We start from the raw sequence: 16,541 nt of genomic DNA, 5'->3' as shown, positions 1-16,541 counted from the left end.
AATTTTAGGCAAAAAAAACAGCTAACAAGACTGCAGTTAGCTGTGTCGGGCGACATACGCAAAGGGATATCCAATAAATGGACAAATAAAACAGTAACTCTGTAGCATTTTGTTACAAAATAGCAAGACTGGCTACTTTACACAATAAATAATTATTTTCAAGAGTTTGAAAAATAAAACTATCCACCACTAACGAATATAATGCTTTTAGCTGAAAATCGGTCCATATCGTCACTTGCATTGTTCATTTAAAAAAACGCACTGTGAATATCGCTAAAACATGGGCGTGTTGACGTTTAGCACTACAGCTGAGCATGTAAGAGATAAAAAGCAAAAAACCGGCCTAGTCAGCCGGTTTTTACTTTATTGCGCTAACATACATAAGCGATGGCATGCTACTCGCTAATTATCAGACCATTTTGATAGAGATACTCGGATGAGGGTTCACCATTAAAGTAATACACCGACCTGCCGTGCAGTTGATTATCAAGATACTCATCACTTTGCAGCAGGCTGCCATCTTCGTTAAAACTGTAGCCTTTGCCCTGCAATTGACCTTTATCATCATATTGCGTCAGCCCTAATAAATGGCCGTTGGCTGAAAAGGCCTGCCAGCTCCCGACTTCGTGTCCTGCTTTATAGTTGCCATGCCAGAGCTTAACCATGCTGTAGCTGCTTTCATCTTGCAGCAGCCATTGGCCTTCACGCTGACCGTTAACATACTGACCTTGAGCTTGCAGCTGTTTATCAAAACCACGCTGTAAATATGCGCCATGTAACTTAGCGTTTTTATAAAATGCTCGGTGCATTATCGTGCCATCGGCTGAGATTTCACTCTGTTCACCGTTAAGCTGACCTTGTTGATTAAACTGCTCATTGCGCGTCGTATCGGTATTTTGTGTGATCCACTGACCAACCTTTAAGCCCAAGTGGTATTGGCCCTTCACAAAACTGCCGTCCTCGGCGTTATCTTCTCGATAGGCACCGTGCATTTGACCTTTGCTGTAGTTGATTTGCCTGACATAACCATTCCAGCCAGCACCGATATATAAGCCTTCATATTGTCCCTTGAGTTGTTCATCGCGTTCAATTAATTCACCTGCTGAGTCGAAGCGCTGACGTAAACTCCAGTTTTTCGCAGTATCACGCTGATATTGATGGGTTAACTTTCCAGTGGCATCGAAGCGCTGTTCAGTGCTAATCCGGCCTTTTGCAAGATATTGAGTATCGGTTTGGGTGGCGACATTGCCAGCATCATCATAGGTAATATTCTGTATTTCGCGGCCATCATTATCGTACTCTTGCTGCATGGCTAACAGCCCTGGCCCTTTAAAGCGCTGCTGGTTTCCTACCTGCTCGCCATGCTGATAATGTTTGATCTCTTGCAGAATATCTGCGGCCTGATAGATCAACACTTCTCCGTGCATTTTTCCATTCAGGTAAAACTCTTTGGTGTATAACCAGCCCTCTTTAGTCCAATACAGTCGTTCACCTTGGTATTTTCCCGCCACCATATTCACGCTTTGTTCTGGCTTACCATTGTCATAGAAGCTTTCATATCGCCCTTCCATACCGTTCGCACCATAGTTTGCGCGCGATGCCAGCTGGCCGTTGGCATAATAACTTTGCGATAAGCCTAATTCAGCCCCATTCACGCGATGCTGAAGTTCCCGCAATTGACCATTGGTATGGTAACTTTTCTGATCTCCATGCAACTGGCCATTCTGGTAGTGGTACTCTCCCGAAAGCGCTCCGTCTTCCCAATAATGCAGATGCGTGCCCTGATAATGTCCTTGCGCATCGCTACTGCCCTTGCGAGACAATTGACCGTTGGGGTAGAAAAACTCGAAATCGCCAACGATAAAACTCTCGACTAAATTGGGATTGTTGACACTGCCCTTAAAAACCGGTTTATCCGTTTCTAAATAAAATAGCTGCAATGGCCACTCGCCATTTTGTTCTGTCGGCGCTTGTTCCAGATAATAAATGGCTTCGCCAGGTACATCGTTAAGCCGCCATTCTTGGTCGAGTAAAATTCGCTCAGCCAACAAATTAAACGACATCAGTAGCGCAGATAATAGTAATAAGACTCGCATTTTCTGCTCCTTAAGGTAACGCAGGGAATATATTAACCCACTGTTTATTGACCGGTTCGCCACTTATCGTCAGCTGTTCTATCTTTGCAGCGCGCCCCGCCAGTACAAACCAGCGTTGCTCACGTAATACTTGCTGAAACGGACGCTGATAAAAGTCACTGCCATAATCTTGAATAGCAGGCGCAAGGGGTAAATTCTGCGCATTTAAAAAACGATAGCGCCGCATAACGTCGGCGACGGTTTGAGTGGCATCAAGATTCGGCAGTTGAGTGATATCAATCAACCAACTTTGCTCGGGTTGATATGCGAGTGCTTGCCATTGAGGCGTTCCAGTACAGGCCAAGGTGCTGCTGACATTGATGTCGTAAAAATTGCGGCGGATCCCATCGGCGCTACTCAGTTGGTACAGCACAAACTTATCCAGCCCAGCACCAAAACCCGTGTTGCTGCTTGCGCTGGTGTTTGTCCATTGCAGTGTGTGCCCGTTGACCTTAGGGGCATCGACTACACTGAGGGTGCACACCGCTGCCTGCTCGGACGTTAACAGCATGCTGACGCCATATTTAGCAACGATTTGCGGCTCAAGTAAGGCAGGACCAGCAGGTGTGCTAGGTTGCGGCTGATTATCATAGGACGCATACATATCATCGCTGTAAAGCAGTTGCTGCTGCGCCGGCGGATACGCGACATTTTGCGCATAATCTTGGGTTGGAATAAAACGAATATTCTTAGTCAGTTCGCCGCTGTCAACCGCAGTATTTACATAAAGTGTCAGCGCCGACGGCGCGGCGGCAAAGGTAAACTGTGTAATCGTTTCATATTGCGCCGATGAGGCCAGCGCCAACATATTTTGCTCTGCCGACGTTAACCAATCCGGTCCAGTGGCTGGCGGTGAAAGATAGTGCACCATAGCGCCTTCGGCACCGTCATAGCGCCGGTACAACCAAGTTTTGTCAGCGCCGCCTCGCGATTTCAGCAGATAACTGAATGGCTTGTCGGGGATTGGCGAGAGTTCCAGCTGTAAATCTTCATACTGCAAGCTCACAGTTTTACTGGGATCAGGTGTCAGGTTAAGTTTGACCAGTTTCGCACCATGATAATGGGCTGTCGCGCGAAACTCAGCAACCTGAGCTAAAAGATCATTTGGTGCATTCCAGCCAATAAGCAGATTTTGCTGCACAGATTGATGGAAACCATCCTGTTCTGGATAACTGTAACTGCCCACCTTGCTCAGTTGCAGTGGCAGCACTGTGCCATCCGCGCTGTGTGCTGTGATATCGGTTAAGCTAAATCCGCCTTCGGGTTTAAAACCTGAAAAGTCATGATGATAGGTTAGATTTAATAGATCATCTTGCTGGTAAAAGTAACCCGCATCATAGGCAAACACAGCATCAAGGCCTAAGGTCTTATTGATGTCATCCTGTACAAAGTCAGGCTGTTTTTGATACTCAAAGGCAGGGAAATCATAATCAAAACCTAAACGCTGTGTTAAATCACCCAACTGGCGCTGCTGCGGCAACATAATAACGTTGCTGCGCACTGTGCCCTTATATCCGTAGCGCTCAAACGGCGCATCTGCCACTAAGGCTAACTGTGCTAACCAACCCCGCTCACGTTCTAACATCAGCTGACCGTATATTTTGGCTTGCTCGCCGTCACTTTCAACTTTGGCTAATACATGCGTATCAGTGACTTGCAATACAGTAAGTTTGGCATTGGCGTGGCCTTGATAGGCAGGAAGCGCGACGACCGCCCCCGCTTTGGCGGGTATAGTGTTAAGAAAGGCCGATGAACTAAAGAGCTTTTTCAGTTCCTGCTCAAGCTCTGCGCCGCGTTCAGCCAGCAGCGCCTGCCATACAGGTTTGTTTAATGCAGTGAATTCTTTAACGCTGCCATCGTCTAGATTTAACGTAAATTCAAATCCCTGCGAGAAAATAGCGTGCATTTCTGGATTACGATCAGCCCGCTGGCCACTACTGACTCCGCTCCCTTGACCATCGCGCATGTTCATGTAATCGACGTGCACTTGAAATCGACTGTTTTGGCCTGTTTCGAGGACCTTATAACGCAGCAATTGATGTGAGCTAGTATTAACCGTTTCGGTACGCTGACCATTATTTACTGTGATGTTGGTGGTGCTATACAGCTGATACGAGCGCTCTTCCCCTTTCTCAGGTGTGAACTCAACATCAGCATCCCCAAAAGAACAGGCCGATAATAAACAGCATGCAACTACGCTAACCAAGTACTTCATGGTTATTCCTTGTATCTCAAATAGTAAGCGCCGCATTATGCCCTTTCACGCCCAGTAAATAAAATGCTTTGCTGTTTTGCTGTTTTGCTGTTTTGCCAATCCAGCACAACACCTGAGTGCGCGACTAAAATATCCTTTTTAGATAGTCACAGGTACAGCAATGCCAATCTTAGGCAAGTTCTTAATGACGAATTACAACATAAAGAACTGATGCGCAAAGCTAGTTCTGCTGTATTAATTGTCATTATTTACCCAGTGACTCACCGTCTTTTTATTTAATAAGAAGTATCCCTTTGGGCTCGACGATAACATCTGCAGCACACGGAAGTGTAAATGCCGCGTTCACATGGTCTAAGATGTTCCCAACATCATAGACATTTCCCATATCCCTATCGGTCAGATGTGAAAGAGCGGCCATGTTACCAACGGTCACGGTTGCAACAAGGTCAAGCTTAACTAAGCCATTAATACACAAATCAGCCCTAAACAGCTTTTGCCCCAAAGTGTGTTTCGTAGTTTGAATGCTTTAATCAAAATCAAAGTCGTGGGGCTTCACCCCACACCCGACCAAGGAGGACTGCTCGTCCTATCCTCCTTGGATGCTCCAAGACGCCCCTAACGGAGTTGAAAGCCCCTTGTGCTCATTGCCAAATTTGCTATCGCTTCCGAAGGATGCGTCCCTGCACCTGCGAAAGCTAGTCGTCATCCATGACCAAACTCACGCAATTTGTCTATTCGCCCTGCGGCAACTCCGAGGGGAGGTGTATTCCTTGGAGTTTTGAGTCGTTAGATAGCTATTCATCATCAAAAAATAATAGCGAAAAATGAGAAAGCTAAAACGATATCAAGTGATTACTCACCAAGCTGTATAAAAAACCGCTACCGTAAAAAAGCAAATTCCTATAGCATCATTCATACCAATTGACATGGATGTGGCAGCGGCCAAGTCCAACAAGCGATTTATGCTCTGCAAACAGCGCAGCGCATAAATACTAAGACGTTAGCTTCATGGATAAATCGATGCTTTTAGAAAAATTGCAGAATTCGTTAAGAGATGCATTTCAAGAATGTATAAGTTCAAATTATTCTAAGCCTAGATTATTTCATGCGGCTAGAAGTAAAGCTTGGGTGAAAAACATCGCAGCATCATTTAGAGAAGAATATGTTCAAACTGAATACAGAGTTTTTTCAGCAGATTATTCTGATAATAGAAGCGAATTTAAATTAAATGAATTGCTTTTTGATATTAGTGTTGTGAATGTTAAATCTATACCTTCTGCGTCAAACAAGAAGCAGCTAATCTATGTGAATAAAATGGAATGGGCTATTGAAAGTGAATTTCAAAGAAGCGATAGTCGCGCTTCTATAATCGATTTTAGTAAATTGGCCATGGCTCGATCAGAAAATAAGTTATTGATACTCTCTCATAGTAAAAGTATAAAAAATTGGGCGTTATCAATACTGAGTGGTGCAGTACCGGAAGATGGCGATAATTACTTCTTAGCATTTGTACCTCATCCTGAAAGTTGGAATGAAGACATGAAAGTGGAACTATATTCTCATGGTAAAGATGGCTGGGAAGCAAGAAGCTAACAAGGCAAGACACAAGACCTCAGGCAACTTGCGGGGCAAAAAAAGCGCCAGTTACCTCCGACGTGTGCTCGCGGCGTTGACCATAGAAATTTTAATTCGAAACTCACTAATTCGAACTAAAAGTCTAACTCGGAAATGTTCAAAGTGTGTTGCGTATGTCTTTTAAATCTACAGGTTACGTGAATGCACGAAAGGTGAGCCATGGTGATTGGCGAGACGACCGTCCGCCCCATGGACGGGGCGGTCGAGCATCCACGGACGGACTGGCTGCGAGTCGATGAGTCAATGCCATGGCAAGCCTATATGCGTGGATACCAGCCAACGCTAAACCTCTAAAACCCAAAACCCAAAACCCAAAACCCAAAACCCAAAACCCAAAACCCAAAACCCAAAACCAAAGTTGCCGATCCCCCGCGCTGGTTACCAACACATTTCTATCCAAAACCAATATAGTCGATTTTATAATCTAGAGCCCTCAATATGCCCTACTTAAATATATACCCATAGTCACGCTCATATTCAAAGTCGCAAGATGCGCCACATGAAGTACGAAAGCCAAAACCATAAGGCGGAATAGCCGATGAGATAAACCCACTCCCCCTCTTAAATATAAAAAGAGGAGTGGTACTTTTATCCAATCGATATCAATCAAGCCAATTTAAAGGCTTTTATTTTGGGCAGATGTGCGGCGAGTTGGGGGAATTTGTGGGGCTGAACGTCATCCCAATCAATCGAATAGTAGGCGCTTAATTCACTGGCGAGTTGCAGATTATCGAACATCTCATCATTAACCGAAAATATGCACATGGCCTTGTGAGTATTCTTTTCACGAAATTGCGACACGCACTTATTAGCAATGTCGGCATATTCTTCTGGGCGGTCAATCTTGCCCTGCATATTCTCTTCTGGGTGCAAATTAGGGTTAATCAGCACAGATTTAAGGCCATTTAAAAAACCAATGCGTTCGGCCCAATAAGCGCCGAGCCCCACGCCAACCACTAACGGCGCAGGGTCGTCGCTATGCTTCATTTGCTTAGCGACTTCCTTGAGCAAGTGTTGCATGTCGTGCTTAGGATGCAGGGTGCTGTAACTGATCAAACGTACATCAGGGTCGATAAATTGCAGCTGACGCATTTTTTCGTGATTACCTGGGCTAGTCGCATCAAATCCATGAAGATAGAAAATCATATCAAGGCCTTTTAATCATTTTTGATTACAGTGAATTAACTAACCCTAGCAAAAGAGTGATCTCACAGCTTGCGCTACATCAAACTTTCGCCTGTTGGGCCAAACAAATTTGCTCGGCAAGCTGCTTCGCGTTTTCCCAACGGGCGGTATTATCGAGCGCTGCGGCCGTTTGTGCGGCATTGGGCTTGAGTAAACTTGCCGGATACTGCGGCGCGCTCGCTGGCCATGTAAAGCCATCCAGCAGCGACATCACGCCCGCATTATCATTACACACCAAAATCATATCGCAACCAGCAGCTAACGCCGCGCTAGCCCTTGCACGATAATCGCCAGCAAATCCAGCGCCTTGCATGCCAAGATCGTCAGAGAAAATCACGCCGTTAAAGCCAAGCTCTTTGCGCAGCACTTGTTTTAGCCAGTATTCAGAGAAGCCCGCAGAGTTGGGGTCAACTTTAGGATAAACCACGTGCGCGGGCATCACGCCTAATAACTTTTCTTTTGCGATCAATTCTTTAAACGGCAGGATATCCTTTGCAAAAATCGCCTCGGCATCGCGCTCATCAATCGGTTTCTCGTAGTGCGAATCCGCCACCACACTGCCGTGTCCGGGGAAATGTTTACCCACGGCGCCCATGCCTGAGGCCGCCATGCCCGCAATGAAGCTTTCGGCCAGTGTAATGACCTCAGCGGGCTCTGGGCTAAAGCTGCGTTTACCTATAACTTGGCTCACACCGTTTAAATCCAGCACGGGCGCGAAACTTAAGTCGATATCGCAGGCCAGTAATTCAATCGCCATCAAGAAACCGAGCTCACAGGCCCAACGCTTGGCCAATACCATATCGCCCTTTGCTGCGGGTAGAATGTCGCCCATAGCGGGAATAATGGTAAAGCCATCGCGGAAGCGTTGTACTCGGCCACCCTCATGATCGACGGCAATTAATAGTTCAGGGCGGATTTGGCGTATCTGTTGTACCAGACGGATCAACTGATCACGGCTTGAAAAATTACGGGAAAATAGAATTAAACCACCCACCTGTGGATGGCGTAGCATCTCAGATTCTGCCTCACTGACGTCCAACGACAGTAGGTCCAACATTAAATAGCTCATACTTCTCCCTAAAAATTTTCATTAATACTCAAAAAATAACCACTCAAGCCATAAGTGGGTCGCGCTCACAAAAAAGCCCAAAAAAGCGAACCATCTGCCCTTGTAGCGCTTTTAAAGCCTGTATTCTTGGCCATAAAATGGTCAACAAAAAAGTCCCAATTAAGTTCAGCTTATCCGAACTATAATGAATTAAAAAAACTAATGTGAATTGTCACGCTAATCTATGGGATACTGAAGCTAGAGTATCACACAAGCAGATTTCGCATGAAAGAGCGCCGCCATTGACCAGAGTTCACGTTGAAGATTAGCGTGCTTCAATCTGCAGAGCGAGCAATCCCATGCACTCAGACTAAAATAATAAACAAGACACAACAGGACTTCTATCATGATTAGCGTATTTGACATGTTCAAGATCGGCATAGGTCCATCGAGTTCACATACTGTCGGCCCAATGAAAGCGGGCAAAATATTTATGCAAAACCTGACTGACTCAGGACTCGTGACCCAGATTGATGAATTAAGAGCCGAGCTCTTTGGCTCCCTCGGCCAAACAGGCAAAGGCCACGGCACGGGCAAAGCAGTGATTTTAGGTTTAATGGGTGAAGATCCAGAAACCGTAGACACTGATAGTATCGACGGCATTTTAGAGCACGTATCCAAGGACGAAACCTTAACGTTGCACTGTGGCAAAGTGGTTAAATTTACCCGCGAGCAAGGCATTACCTACCACAGACGCAAAACCTTGCCAGCCCACGCCAACGCCATGACCCTGTACGCTTATTGTAAAAATGAGTGTCTTTTCGAGCGTACTTATTATTCTGTCGGCGGCGGCTTTATCTTAGATGAAGACGAAATCAGCCAACGTAACGCATCCCCAGCATCACAAATCGAAGCGGCCCCTTTTGATTTTGGCAGCGCAGCGCAATTATTAGAATTGTGTGGCGAACAAGGTCTGAGTATTTCTTCTTTGATGATGGCGAACGAACTGAGTTTAGCCACCGAAGATGAAGTCAAAGCCAAGCTGTGGAACATTTGGCAGACCATGAAAACCTGTATCGAACGCGGCTATCAGAAGGAAGGCATTCTACCTGGCGGCTTAAAACTGCGTCGCCGCGCCCCTGCCCTGTACCGTCGTTTGAAAGCAGAAGGCCGTAACAATGTCGATCCATTAACCGCTATGGATTGGGTCGATTTATTCGCCCTGTCGGTCAACGAGCAAAATGCAGCCGGCGATCGCGTAGTGACAGCACCCACAAACGGCGCTGCGGGAATTATCCCAGCAGTATTATGCTACTACGATACTTTCGTACAAGAAGTGGATATTGATGTCTGCGCCCGTTACCTATTAACCGCCGCCGCAATTGGTATTTTGTACAAGAAAAATGCCTCAATATCTGGCGCCGAAGTAGGTTGTCAAGGTGAAGTCGGCGTAGCCTGTTCTATGGCTGCTGGCGCACTGACTGAAATCATGGGCGGCACGGTTGAGCACGTTGAAAACGCAGCTGAAATCGGCATGGAACATAACTTAGGTTTAACCTGCGATCCTGTGGGCGGTCTAGTGCAAGTACCATGCATCGAACGTAATGCCATGGGCGCGATCAAGGCGATCAACGCCTCTCGTATGGCCCTACGTGGTGATGGTAACCATAAGGTTTCACTGGATAAAGTGATCAAAACCATGATGGATACCGGCAGAGACATGCGCAGCAAATACAAAGAAACCGCCAAAGGCGGTCTAGCGGTAAACATTGTTGAGTGCTAAGTGCTGAGTGTTAGTTCACTCCTACTAATCGCTTAAATCGCACCATAAAAAATGCCGCCACTCACAAAGTTGCGGCATTTTTGTTTTAGCTCATCGGCATGAATGCTGAATCGACGATTCAGGCCTTAAAGTACAAACTATGGAACTTAAGGTGTTCTTCAATAAAGCTCGCGATAAAGTAGTAGCTGTGATCGTACCCCGGCTGCATCCGCACATCTAAGGGATAACCCTTGGTATGGGCGATATCCACCAGCGATTGTGGCATCAATTGGGTGTCTAAAAAGCTATCGGCTTCACCTTGATCAATCATAACTGGCACCTCGGCAATGGCGAGCTTGAGCAATTCGCAGGCATCGTACTGGCGCCAGTGTTCACGATTCTCACCTAAATACTCACTGAAGGCTTTAATGCCCCAAGGCGCATTACTTGGATTCGAAATCGGACTAAAGGCCGAAATAGAGCTGTATCTGTGCGGATTACTCAGGCCAATCACCAAAGCACCATGGCCGCCCATCGAATGGCCGGAGATGGCGCGCTGGGTAGTCACAGGAAAATGGGCTTCAATCAAGGCTGGCAGCTCGTGGACTATGTAATCGTACATTTTGTAATGACGATTCCACGGTGCTTTGGTCGCATTGAGGTAGAACCCAGCGCCTAAACCTAAATCGTAGGCTTTATCCGCCGCATCGGGCACATCGTCACCGCGAGGACTGGTATCAGGGGCAACAATCGCCATCCCAAGTTCAGCCGCCATGCGCTGGGCGCCCGCCTTCTGCATAAAGTTTTCATCGGTACAGGTTAGACCTGAGAGCCAATACAGCACTGGCACAGGTTTATTCACCGCTTCAGGTGGCAGATAAATAGCAAAGCGCATCTCGCAGTTTAACGACTGAGATTGATGGCGATATTGCTTATGCCAACCGCCGAAACTCTTGTTACAACTGATATTTTCTATGGTCATACAAGTCCTTTTAAGCTCAATCTGTTAGCGCTTGGTCATAACGCTTGTCTTAGAGTTAGTCTTAGCGTTAGTCATCTGTTCAGTTGGCAACACAGCAGACAGATTTGCACCTGCCTGCTGGTTTGTCACATCTAGCTGAAGCATCAACTTAGCGTGCGAAACCGCTTATTTATCAAAATGGATCACGCTACGGATGCTTTTACCTTGGTGCATCAACTCGAACGCTTCATTGATTTGCTCAAGTCCCATAGTGTGGGTGATAAAGTCATCGAGCTTGAACTCACCGGCCATATAACGCTCAACAATGTGTGGCAGTTCCGAGCGCCCTTTCACACCGCCAAAAGCAGAACCGCGCCACACGCGGCCAGTCACTAATTGGAATGGACGGGTTGAAATCTCTTGCCCTGCACCTGCAACACCTATGATCACCGACTCGCCCCAGCCCTTATGACAACATTCTAAAGCGCTGCGCATCACGTTGACGTTGCCGATACACTCAAATGAGTAATCTACGCCGCCGTCGGTCATTTCAACGATCACCTCTTGGATGGGCTTATCGAGTAATTTAGGGTTGATGCAATCGGTCGCGCCGAGTTTTTTGGCTAACTCGAACTTAGATTCGTTGATATCAATGGCGATAATGCGGCTGGCTTTTGCCATCGTCGCACCAATGATCGCCGATAAACCAATGCCGCCGAGGCCGAAAATCGCCACGGTCGCGCCCTCTTCCACTTTGGCCGTGTTCATCACAGCGCCCATGCCGGTAGTCACGCCACAACCTAACAGACAAATTTCTTCTAATGGTGCGCTCTTATTGACTTTCGCCAATGAGATTTCCGGCAGCACAGTATATTCAGAGAAGGTCGAGCATCCCATGTAATGGAAAATTGGCTTACCATCGAGATAAAAACGCGTGGTGCCATCGGGCATTAAGCCTTTACCTTGGGTCGCCCGAATTTTTTGGCACAGGTTAGTCTTGCCCGATAGGCAGAACTTACACTCGCCGCACTCTGGGGTATAAAGTGGGATCACGTGATCGCCCACTTGCACGCTGGTCACGCCCTCGCCCACTTGCTCAACGATACCGCCGCCTTCGTGGCCTAGAATCGCTGGAAATACCCCTTCTGGATCGTCGCCGCTAAGGGTAAAGGCATCCGTGTGACACACGCCGGTGGCCACAATGCGCACTAAGACTTCCCCTGCTTTAGGTAACATCACATCCACTTCTTCAATCTTCAGTGGTTGTCCTGGTCCCCAAGCAACTGCGGCCTTTGATTTAATAAACTGCGGTTTTTCGTTCGACATTGTTACGTCCCTTGAATAGGTAATAGGAGTAAGTCATTGGTGTATCATAAATTCAATTCAGGCCAAGCAAACTCTTGCGCCCATTGCACTGATGCTACTGAATAGGAGGATTGTATTTGTTTCTCAGCGAGAGACAATCTAGTATTCAAGCAATTCATTTTTACTGAGTAACAACAATGTATCTCTGGGACGGCATTTCTGAATTTGTCGCAGTGGCCGAGGCCGAAAGTTTTACCCTAGCAGCGCAGCGGCTGAATATCTCCACCGCCCATGTTAGCCGCCAAGTGAGCACCTTAGAAAACCGCCTCGGCACAAAACTCTTTTATCGCACCACCCGCAAAGTGTCGTTAACCGAAGAAGGCACGATTTACTATCGTCATTGCCGCCAATTACAAACTGGGTTAGAAGAAGCCGAGCGTGCCATCTCAAACCTAAAGGACTCACCCCAAGGCTTAGTCAAGCTCACGGCGCCCGTCGCCTATGGCGAAAAATTTATCATGCCGTTACTCAATGATTTTATGGTGCAATATCCCAGTGTTGAGTTTAGCGTCGACTTGACCAATCGCACCTTGGACTTGATTGAAGGCGGTTATGATCTGGCGATTCGCCTCGGAAAACTTGCCGATTCAAGCCTGATGGCCAAACCGCTCAGCAGCCGTACCCACTATGTCGCCGCCTCACCAAGCTATGTGGAAAAATACGGCCAGCCCCATACCTTATCTGAACTTAGCCAGCACAATTGTTTGATCGGTAATCATAATTACTGGCGCTTTGTAGAAAATGGCCGCGAGCGCAATATTAAAGTCCGCGGCAATCTCAATTGTAACAGTGGCTACGCATTAAGGGATGCGGCACTAAAGGGCATAGGGATAGTTCAACTGCCTGATTATTATATTGAAGAAGATATTCAAGCCGGACGGTTACTCTCCTTCCTTGACAGTCACCGCGAAGCCAAAGAAGGCATTTGGGCACTCTATCCGCAAAATCGCCACCTGTCGGCCAAGATCCGTGTATTGGTCGATTACCTTGCCGAAAAACTCGCCGAGCAGGATTAAATACTGTTTGAGCAGATTGATTGGTAGCAGACAAAACGGCACAAACTAGCGCCAGTTTTCCCGCAAAGTGTAATACAACATGCCTAACGCCAGCGCTTGATTGCCGAACCATTCATTTAACGGAATGCGGATATGGCGCATGGCGGCAAACAAATCAAATTCACGCAATTGCCCGTCCATAGCATTGGCCATGATCTCGGCCATAATGTGTGATGTCGCCACTCCGTGCCCAGAATATCCTTGGCAATAGAACACATTAGGCGACACTTTGCCGAGCTGCGGGATACGGTTAATCACAATTCCTGCCATTCCGGCCCAGGCAAATTCGATATTAATGCCCTTTAATTGTGGAAACGTACGCTCAATCGCGGGCCGTAATTCCGCAACCACATTTTTAGGATCGCGGCCGCTGTAGTTAGTCCCGCCGCCGAACATCAGCCGTTTATCCGCGGTCAGACGATAGTAATCCAGTACAAAGCGGCAATCGTACACGGCTAAATCCTGCGGATTGATTTGCAAAGCGATATCATCGGGCAGAATCGCAGTGGCGCAATTGCCTAAAGACGCCGGAAATAACATGCCGCGCAGTTTTGGACGGGCGAGTTTATGGTAAGCATTACCCGCGATCAGTACACTGTTGGCGCGTACTTTCCCCCTAGCGGTGACAACAGTCGCCACATCGCCTTCTTCAATATCGAGTACGGGTGAGTGTTCAAAGATTAATGCCCCAAGACCTGCTGCGGCGCGGGCTTCACCTAGGCATAAATTGACTGAGTGCAAATGCATGTTGCGCCGATTGATTAAGCCGCCGTGATACAAGGGCGAGCCTAAATAGGCGGGCATTTCATCAGCGGATACCAGCGTCATAAATTCACCCATGCCGCGACGCTGCGCTTCATCATGCATAGCCCTAAGCTCGTGCATATGCTGCATCTGGTAAGCGGTTTGAATATGACCAAACTTTAAATCACACTCTATGCCGTACTTGGCCACCCGATTTTTAATAATGTCATGACCGCGCCAACGTAAATTCCACACATACTCTTCAGCTTCATTGCCAATCTGGCGGCGCAGCTTTTTTGTCATCGCAGCGTCGCCGGACAAACTGCCCGTCACCTGCCCGCCGTTACGTCCAGTCGCGCCCCACGCAATTTTGTTGGCCTCAATCAGCGCCACCTTGTAGCCCTTCTCGGACAATTCCAGCGCCGTTGCTACACCAGTAAACCCGCCACCGACAATCGCTACATCGACGCGAATCTCACCTTCAAGCGCAGGATAATCCGACTCTTGGTTAATGGTGGCATTGTAGTAGGAGGCGCAACGCTCTGCTGGCATAGTCATTCCTTGATGTTGAAAGTTAAGTACTGAAAGCTGTGTTCTGGTGATTAGTGTTGAGTCTTAGTCTGTGAGCGCTAGCGTTAACACGTTACCCGTCGATGTTGTTTTATATTTTTTACAAGCGTTCAGAATTTGAGAGTATATCTGAGTTGAGATCGAGGTCAACAGTGGATTGTGCTAACCGCTTGCTGGACATAACAAAGGAAGCGGGAATGGCTTCTGCTTGAAGAACATAGGATTAAAGCGTGGCTCATTTTATCTTTTAAGCCTTATGCTTTTTGCTGGTTTAAGATAGGCTTGTCCGGCGCCATACTCTTCTAATCTCAACTGCCTAGAGTCCATTATGTCACTATTACCCATTGCCCAGCCACTTAGCCAACTGCCGTTTTCCCAAGCGTGCGAAAACAACAAAGCGCCGATTTTAGCCGTATTAACGCAGGCATTCTCACTCAACCAACATGTACTCGAAATCGGCAGTGGTACCGGCCAACATGCCGTATTTTTTGCAGCAAATCTTCCCCATTTAATCTGGCAAACCAGTGATCAAGTTGAGTATATTGGTGGCATTAGCGCAAGGTGTGAGCAAGAAGGCGGGCTATTCAATGCTGGGGCAAATCTAGCTTTACCGCTTATCCTTGATGTTACCGCGCCATGGCCAGTGGATGGCTTAATGCCCGAGATTGACGCCGTTTTCAGCGCCAATACTTTGCATATTATGAGCAAAAATATGGTAGAAGCGCTTTTTACTGGTCTTGGTCTGTATCTCCCTCAACTCAAAACACTGTGCATTTACGGCCCCTTCAACTACCAAGGCGAATTCAGCAGTGACAGCAATCGCCAATTCGATGCCTTTTTAAAACAGCGCGATCCCGCCAGCGGCATTCGCGATATCGAATGGATTTGCAGTTTAGCCAGCGAGCAAGGTTTAACACTGAAGCAAGATGTGGCTATGCCCGCCAATAATCGATTACTACATTTTGTTAGAGGCTAGCATTTTGTTAGGGGCTAGTTTTTGTTAAAGGCTCGTTTCTTGTTAAAAGCTAGCTTTAGTTTAATGGTTTAGTCCGTTTTGGCCTCGGCGGCTCTGTGTCCATAGCTCAGCACTCGAGTGGCTTTCCACTGCTCGCCCTGTTTGCGCCACACAATCACAAAGTCGGCTAGGCCATCACAGCTGCCGGTTTCAAAACTGCAAAAACGGTGAACGCCTTGCTCTATTGCGCCAAACTCTTTCACCGGAAACACTTTCATCGTGCCCGCAACTAACTCGCGGCGGTAATGGCCACAGGCGTATTTTTCGGTATTGGCGATCATGTCCTTGCGGTTCCACGTTACGCCACCTGTATCGTGGTAGAACTCCACATTTTCAGTGAAAAACGCTGCGTGTTTCTTGAGTTCAGCGGGGGCAGCGCACTTATTGAAACTGTCAAACACGGCAAAATCCACTGCTGCAATTTGGGTAGATAAGGTATCTTCTAAGGCAGCAGCGGGTTGCGCAGTGCCTGCATGTGAAGCCTCAGCGGTTTTATCCGATGCTGCTTTAGCTAATGCGGGCGCATCTGTGGCAACAGCGGGTTCGGTTGTGGCGAGTGACAAAGTTAAAACGGCGACTGTGGCTAGGCTATAAAATGCTGGATTCATATTCTCTCCGTGAATGTTGACTGTAAATTTTTATGGCGACGCTCCACATCACAAAACTGCATAGCGCCACAAAGATGAAGCAGAAGTGTCAGCAAAGCGTATGCCAATTAAAATACCCTTTAAAATCATGCAAATATAATTACTGCTTGAGTTAATCTGTAGAAGCTGCCGACAACTTGTGGCTAATCTCACTATTTTTGCGCGATTTACCCCACCACGGCGTTTCACTTTTTCGCATTCGCT

At 47.2% G+C, this 16,541-nt stretch carries 12 protein-coding genes; 4 read left to right on the top strand and 8 right to left on the bottom strand.

The features are described from left to right. Nucleotides 1–395 precede the first annotated feature (395 nt). Both Q4Q46_RS11405 and Q4Q46_RS11400 read right to left on the bottom strand, forming a co-directional pair. Nucleotides 396–2,096: a toxin-antitoxin system YwqK family antitoxin gene (locus Q4Q46_RS11405; protein ID WP_311905991.1), complete on the bottom strand. Its 1,701-nt coding sequence runs from the start codon at nucleotides 2,094–2,096 to the stop codon at nucleotides 396–398. Between the two features lie 10 nt (nucleotides 2,097–2,106). Next, nucleotides 2,107–4,350, bottom strand: a complete 2,244-nt coding sequence (locus Q4Q46_RS11400; RefSeq protein ID WP_311905990.1) for a hypothetical protein — start codon at nucleotides 4,348–4,350, stop codon at nucleotides 2,107–2,109. A 1,020-nt stretch (nucleotides 4,351–5,370) separates the two neighbouring features. Here Q4Q46_RS11400 and Q4Q46_RS11395 point away from each other — a divergent pair. Further along, a complete protein-coding gene (locus Q4Q46_RS11395) occupies nucleotides 5,371–5,943 on the top strand; it encodes a hypothetical protein (protein WP_107947782.1) in 573 nt (190 codons plus the stop codon). 648 nt (nucleotides 5,944–6,591) lie between these two features. Here the strand turns inward: Q4Q46_RS11395 and ycfP are convergent. After that, entirely contained in the window at nucleotides 6,592–7,131 is a 540-nt protein-coding gene (gene ycfP / locus Q4Q46_RS11390; RefSeq protein ID WP_311905989.1) for an alpha/beta hydrolase YcfP, read from the bottom strand. A 79-nt stretch (nucleotides 7,132–7,210) separates the two neighbouring features. Continuing rightward, on the bottom strand, nucleotides 7,211–8,239 hold the full coding sequence (nagZ, locus tag Q4Q46_RS11385) for a beta-N-acetylhexosaminidase (protein WP_311905988.1): 1,029 nt from the start codon (nucleotides 8,237–8,239) through the stop codon (nucleotides 7,211–7,213). 385 nt (nucleotides 8,240–8,624) lie between these two features. Here nagZ and Q4Q46_RS11380 point away from each other — a divergent pair, with 385 nt between their 5' ends. Then, nucleotides 8,625–10,001 (top strand): L-serine ammonia-lyase, encoded by a 1,377-nt coding sequence (locus tag Q4Q46_RS11380; RefSeq protein WP_106650679.1) that lies wholly within the window; start codon nucleotides 8,625–8,627, stop codon nucleotides 9,999–10,001. A 118-nt stretch (nucleotides 10,002–10,119) separates the two neighbouring features. Here the strand turns inward: Q4Q46_RS11380 and fghA are convergent, their stop codons facing one another. Together fghA and Q4Q46_RS11370 are read right to left on the bottom strand one after the other, a co-directional pair. Then, on the bottom strand, nucleotides 10,120–10,962 hold the full coding sequence (fghA, locus tag Q4Q46_RS11375) for an S-formylglutathione hydrolase (protein ID WP_311900917.1): 843 nt from the start codon (nucleotides 10,960–10,962) through the stop codon (nucleotides 10,120–10,122). Nucleotides 10,963–11,127: 165 nt separating this feature from the next. Continuing rightward, nucleotides 11,128–12,267 carry an S-(hydroxymethyl)glutathione dehydrogenase/class III alcohol dehydrogenase gene (locus Q4Q46_RS11370; protein WP_014610474.1) on the bottom strand — a complete coding sequence of 380 codons (1,140 nt, stop codon included), beginning with the start codon at nucleotides 12,265–12,267 and terminating at the stop codon, nucleotides 11,128–11,130. Between the two features lie 176 nt (nucleotides 12,268–12,443). Between Q4Q46_RS11370 and Q4Q46_RS11365 the strand changes: the two genes are divergently transcribed. After that, nucleotides 12,444–13,322, top strand: a complete 879-nt coding sequence (locus Q4Q46_RS11365) for a LysR family transcriptional regulator (protein ID WP_014610473.1) — start codon at nucleotides 12,444–12,446, stop codon at nucleotides 13,320–13,322. Nucleotides 13,323–13,367: 45 nt separating this feature from the next. On the opposite strand, the gene Q4Q46_RS11360 is transcribed toward Q4Q46_RS11365, so the two are convergent. Then, nucleotides 13,368–14,657 carry an NAD(P)/FAD-dependent oxidoreductase gene (locus tag Q4Q46_RS11360; RefSeq protein WP_311905987.1) on the bottom strand — a complete coding sequence of 430 codons (1,290 nt, stop codon included), beginning with the start codon at nucleotides 14,655–14,657 and terminating at the stop codon, nucleotides 13,368–13,370. A gap of 346 nt (nucleotides 14,658–15,003) precedes the next feature. On the opposite strand from Q4Q46_RS11360, the gene Q4Q46_RS11355 reads away from it, so the two are divergent. Continuing rightward, nucleotides 15,004–15,651 carry a DUF938 domain-containing protein gene (locus Q4Q46_RS11355; protein WP_311905986.1) on the top strand — a complete coding sequence of 216 codons (648 nt, stop codon included), beginning with the start codon at nucleotides 15,004–15,006 and terminating at the stop codon, nucleotides 15,649–15,651. 68 nt (nucleotides 15,652–15,719) lie between these two features. Here Q4Q46_RS11355 and Q4Q46_RS11350 read toward each other — a convergent pair whose 3' ends face one another. Next, complete coding sequence (locus tag Q4Q46_RS11350; RefSeq protein WP_311905985.1) at nucleotides 15,720–16,298, bottom strand: DUF4440 domain-containing protein; 579 nt, start codon at nucleotides 16,296–16,298, stop codon at nucleotides 15,720–15,722. Between the last annotated feature and the right edge of the window lie 243 nt (nucleotides 16,299–16,541).

The sequence above is a fragment of the Shewanella vaxholmensis genome (genome assembly GCF_031932135.1).
Classification (GTDB): Bacteria; Pseudomonadota; Gammaproteobacteria; order Enterobacterales; family Shewanellaceae; genus Shewanella; species Shewanella hafniensis.
Note: the sequence above shows the minus strand (reverse complement) of the source record. Positions and strands in the feature narration are given on the sequence as shown.

Coding starts and splice junctions, on each gene's coding strand:
- Q4Q46_RS11405 (WP_311905991.1), bottom strand. CDS start 2,096: ATGCGAGTCTTATTACTATTATCTGCGCTACTGATGTCGTTTAATTTG.
- Q4Q46_RS11365 (WP_014610473.1), top strand. CDS start 12,444: ATGTATCTCTGGGACGGCATTTCTGAATTTGTCGCAGTGGCCGAGGCC.
- Q4Q46_RS11360 (WP_311905987.1), bottom strand. CDS start 14,657: ATGCCAGCAGAGCGTTGCGCCTCCTACTACAATGCCACCATTAACCAA.
- Q4Q46_RS11370 (WP_014610474.1), bottom strand. CDS start 12,267: ATGTCGAACGAAAAACCGCAGTTTATTAAATCAAAGGCCGCAGTTGCT.
- Q4Q46_RS11400 (WP_311905990.1), bottom strand. CDS start 4,350: ATGAAGTACTTGGTTAGCGTAGTTGCATGCTGTTTATTATCGGCCTGT.
- fghA (WP_311900917.1), bottom strand. CDS start 10,962: ATGACCATAGAAAATATCAGTTGTAACAAGAGTTTCGGCGGTTGGCAT.
- Q4Q46_RS11395 (WP_107947782.1), top strand. CDS start 5,371: ATGCTTTTAGAAAAATTGCAGAATTCGTTAAGAGATGCATTTCAAGAA.
- Q4Q46_RS11380 (WP_106650679.1), top strand. CDS start 8,625: ATGATTAGCGTATTTGACATGTTCAAGATCGGCATAGGTCCATCGAGT.
- Q4Q46_RS11355 (WP_311905986.1), top strand. CDS start 15,004: ATGTCACTATTACCCATTGCCCAGCCACTTAGCCAACTGCCGTTTTCC.
- Q4Q46_RS11350 (WP_311905985.1), bottom strand. CDS start 16,298: ATGAATCCAGCATTTTATAGCCTAGCCACAGTCGCCGTTTTAACTTTG.
- nagZ (WP_311905988.1), bottom strand. CDS start 8,239: ATGAGCTATTTAATGTTGGACCTACTGTCGTTGGACGTCAGTGAGGCA.
- ycfP (WP_311905989.1), bottom strand. CDS start 7,131: ATGATTTTCTATCTTCATGGATTTGATGCGACTAGCCCAGGTAATCAC.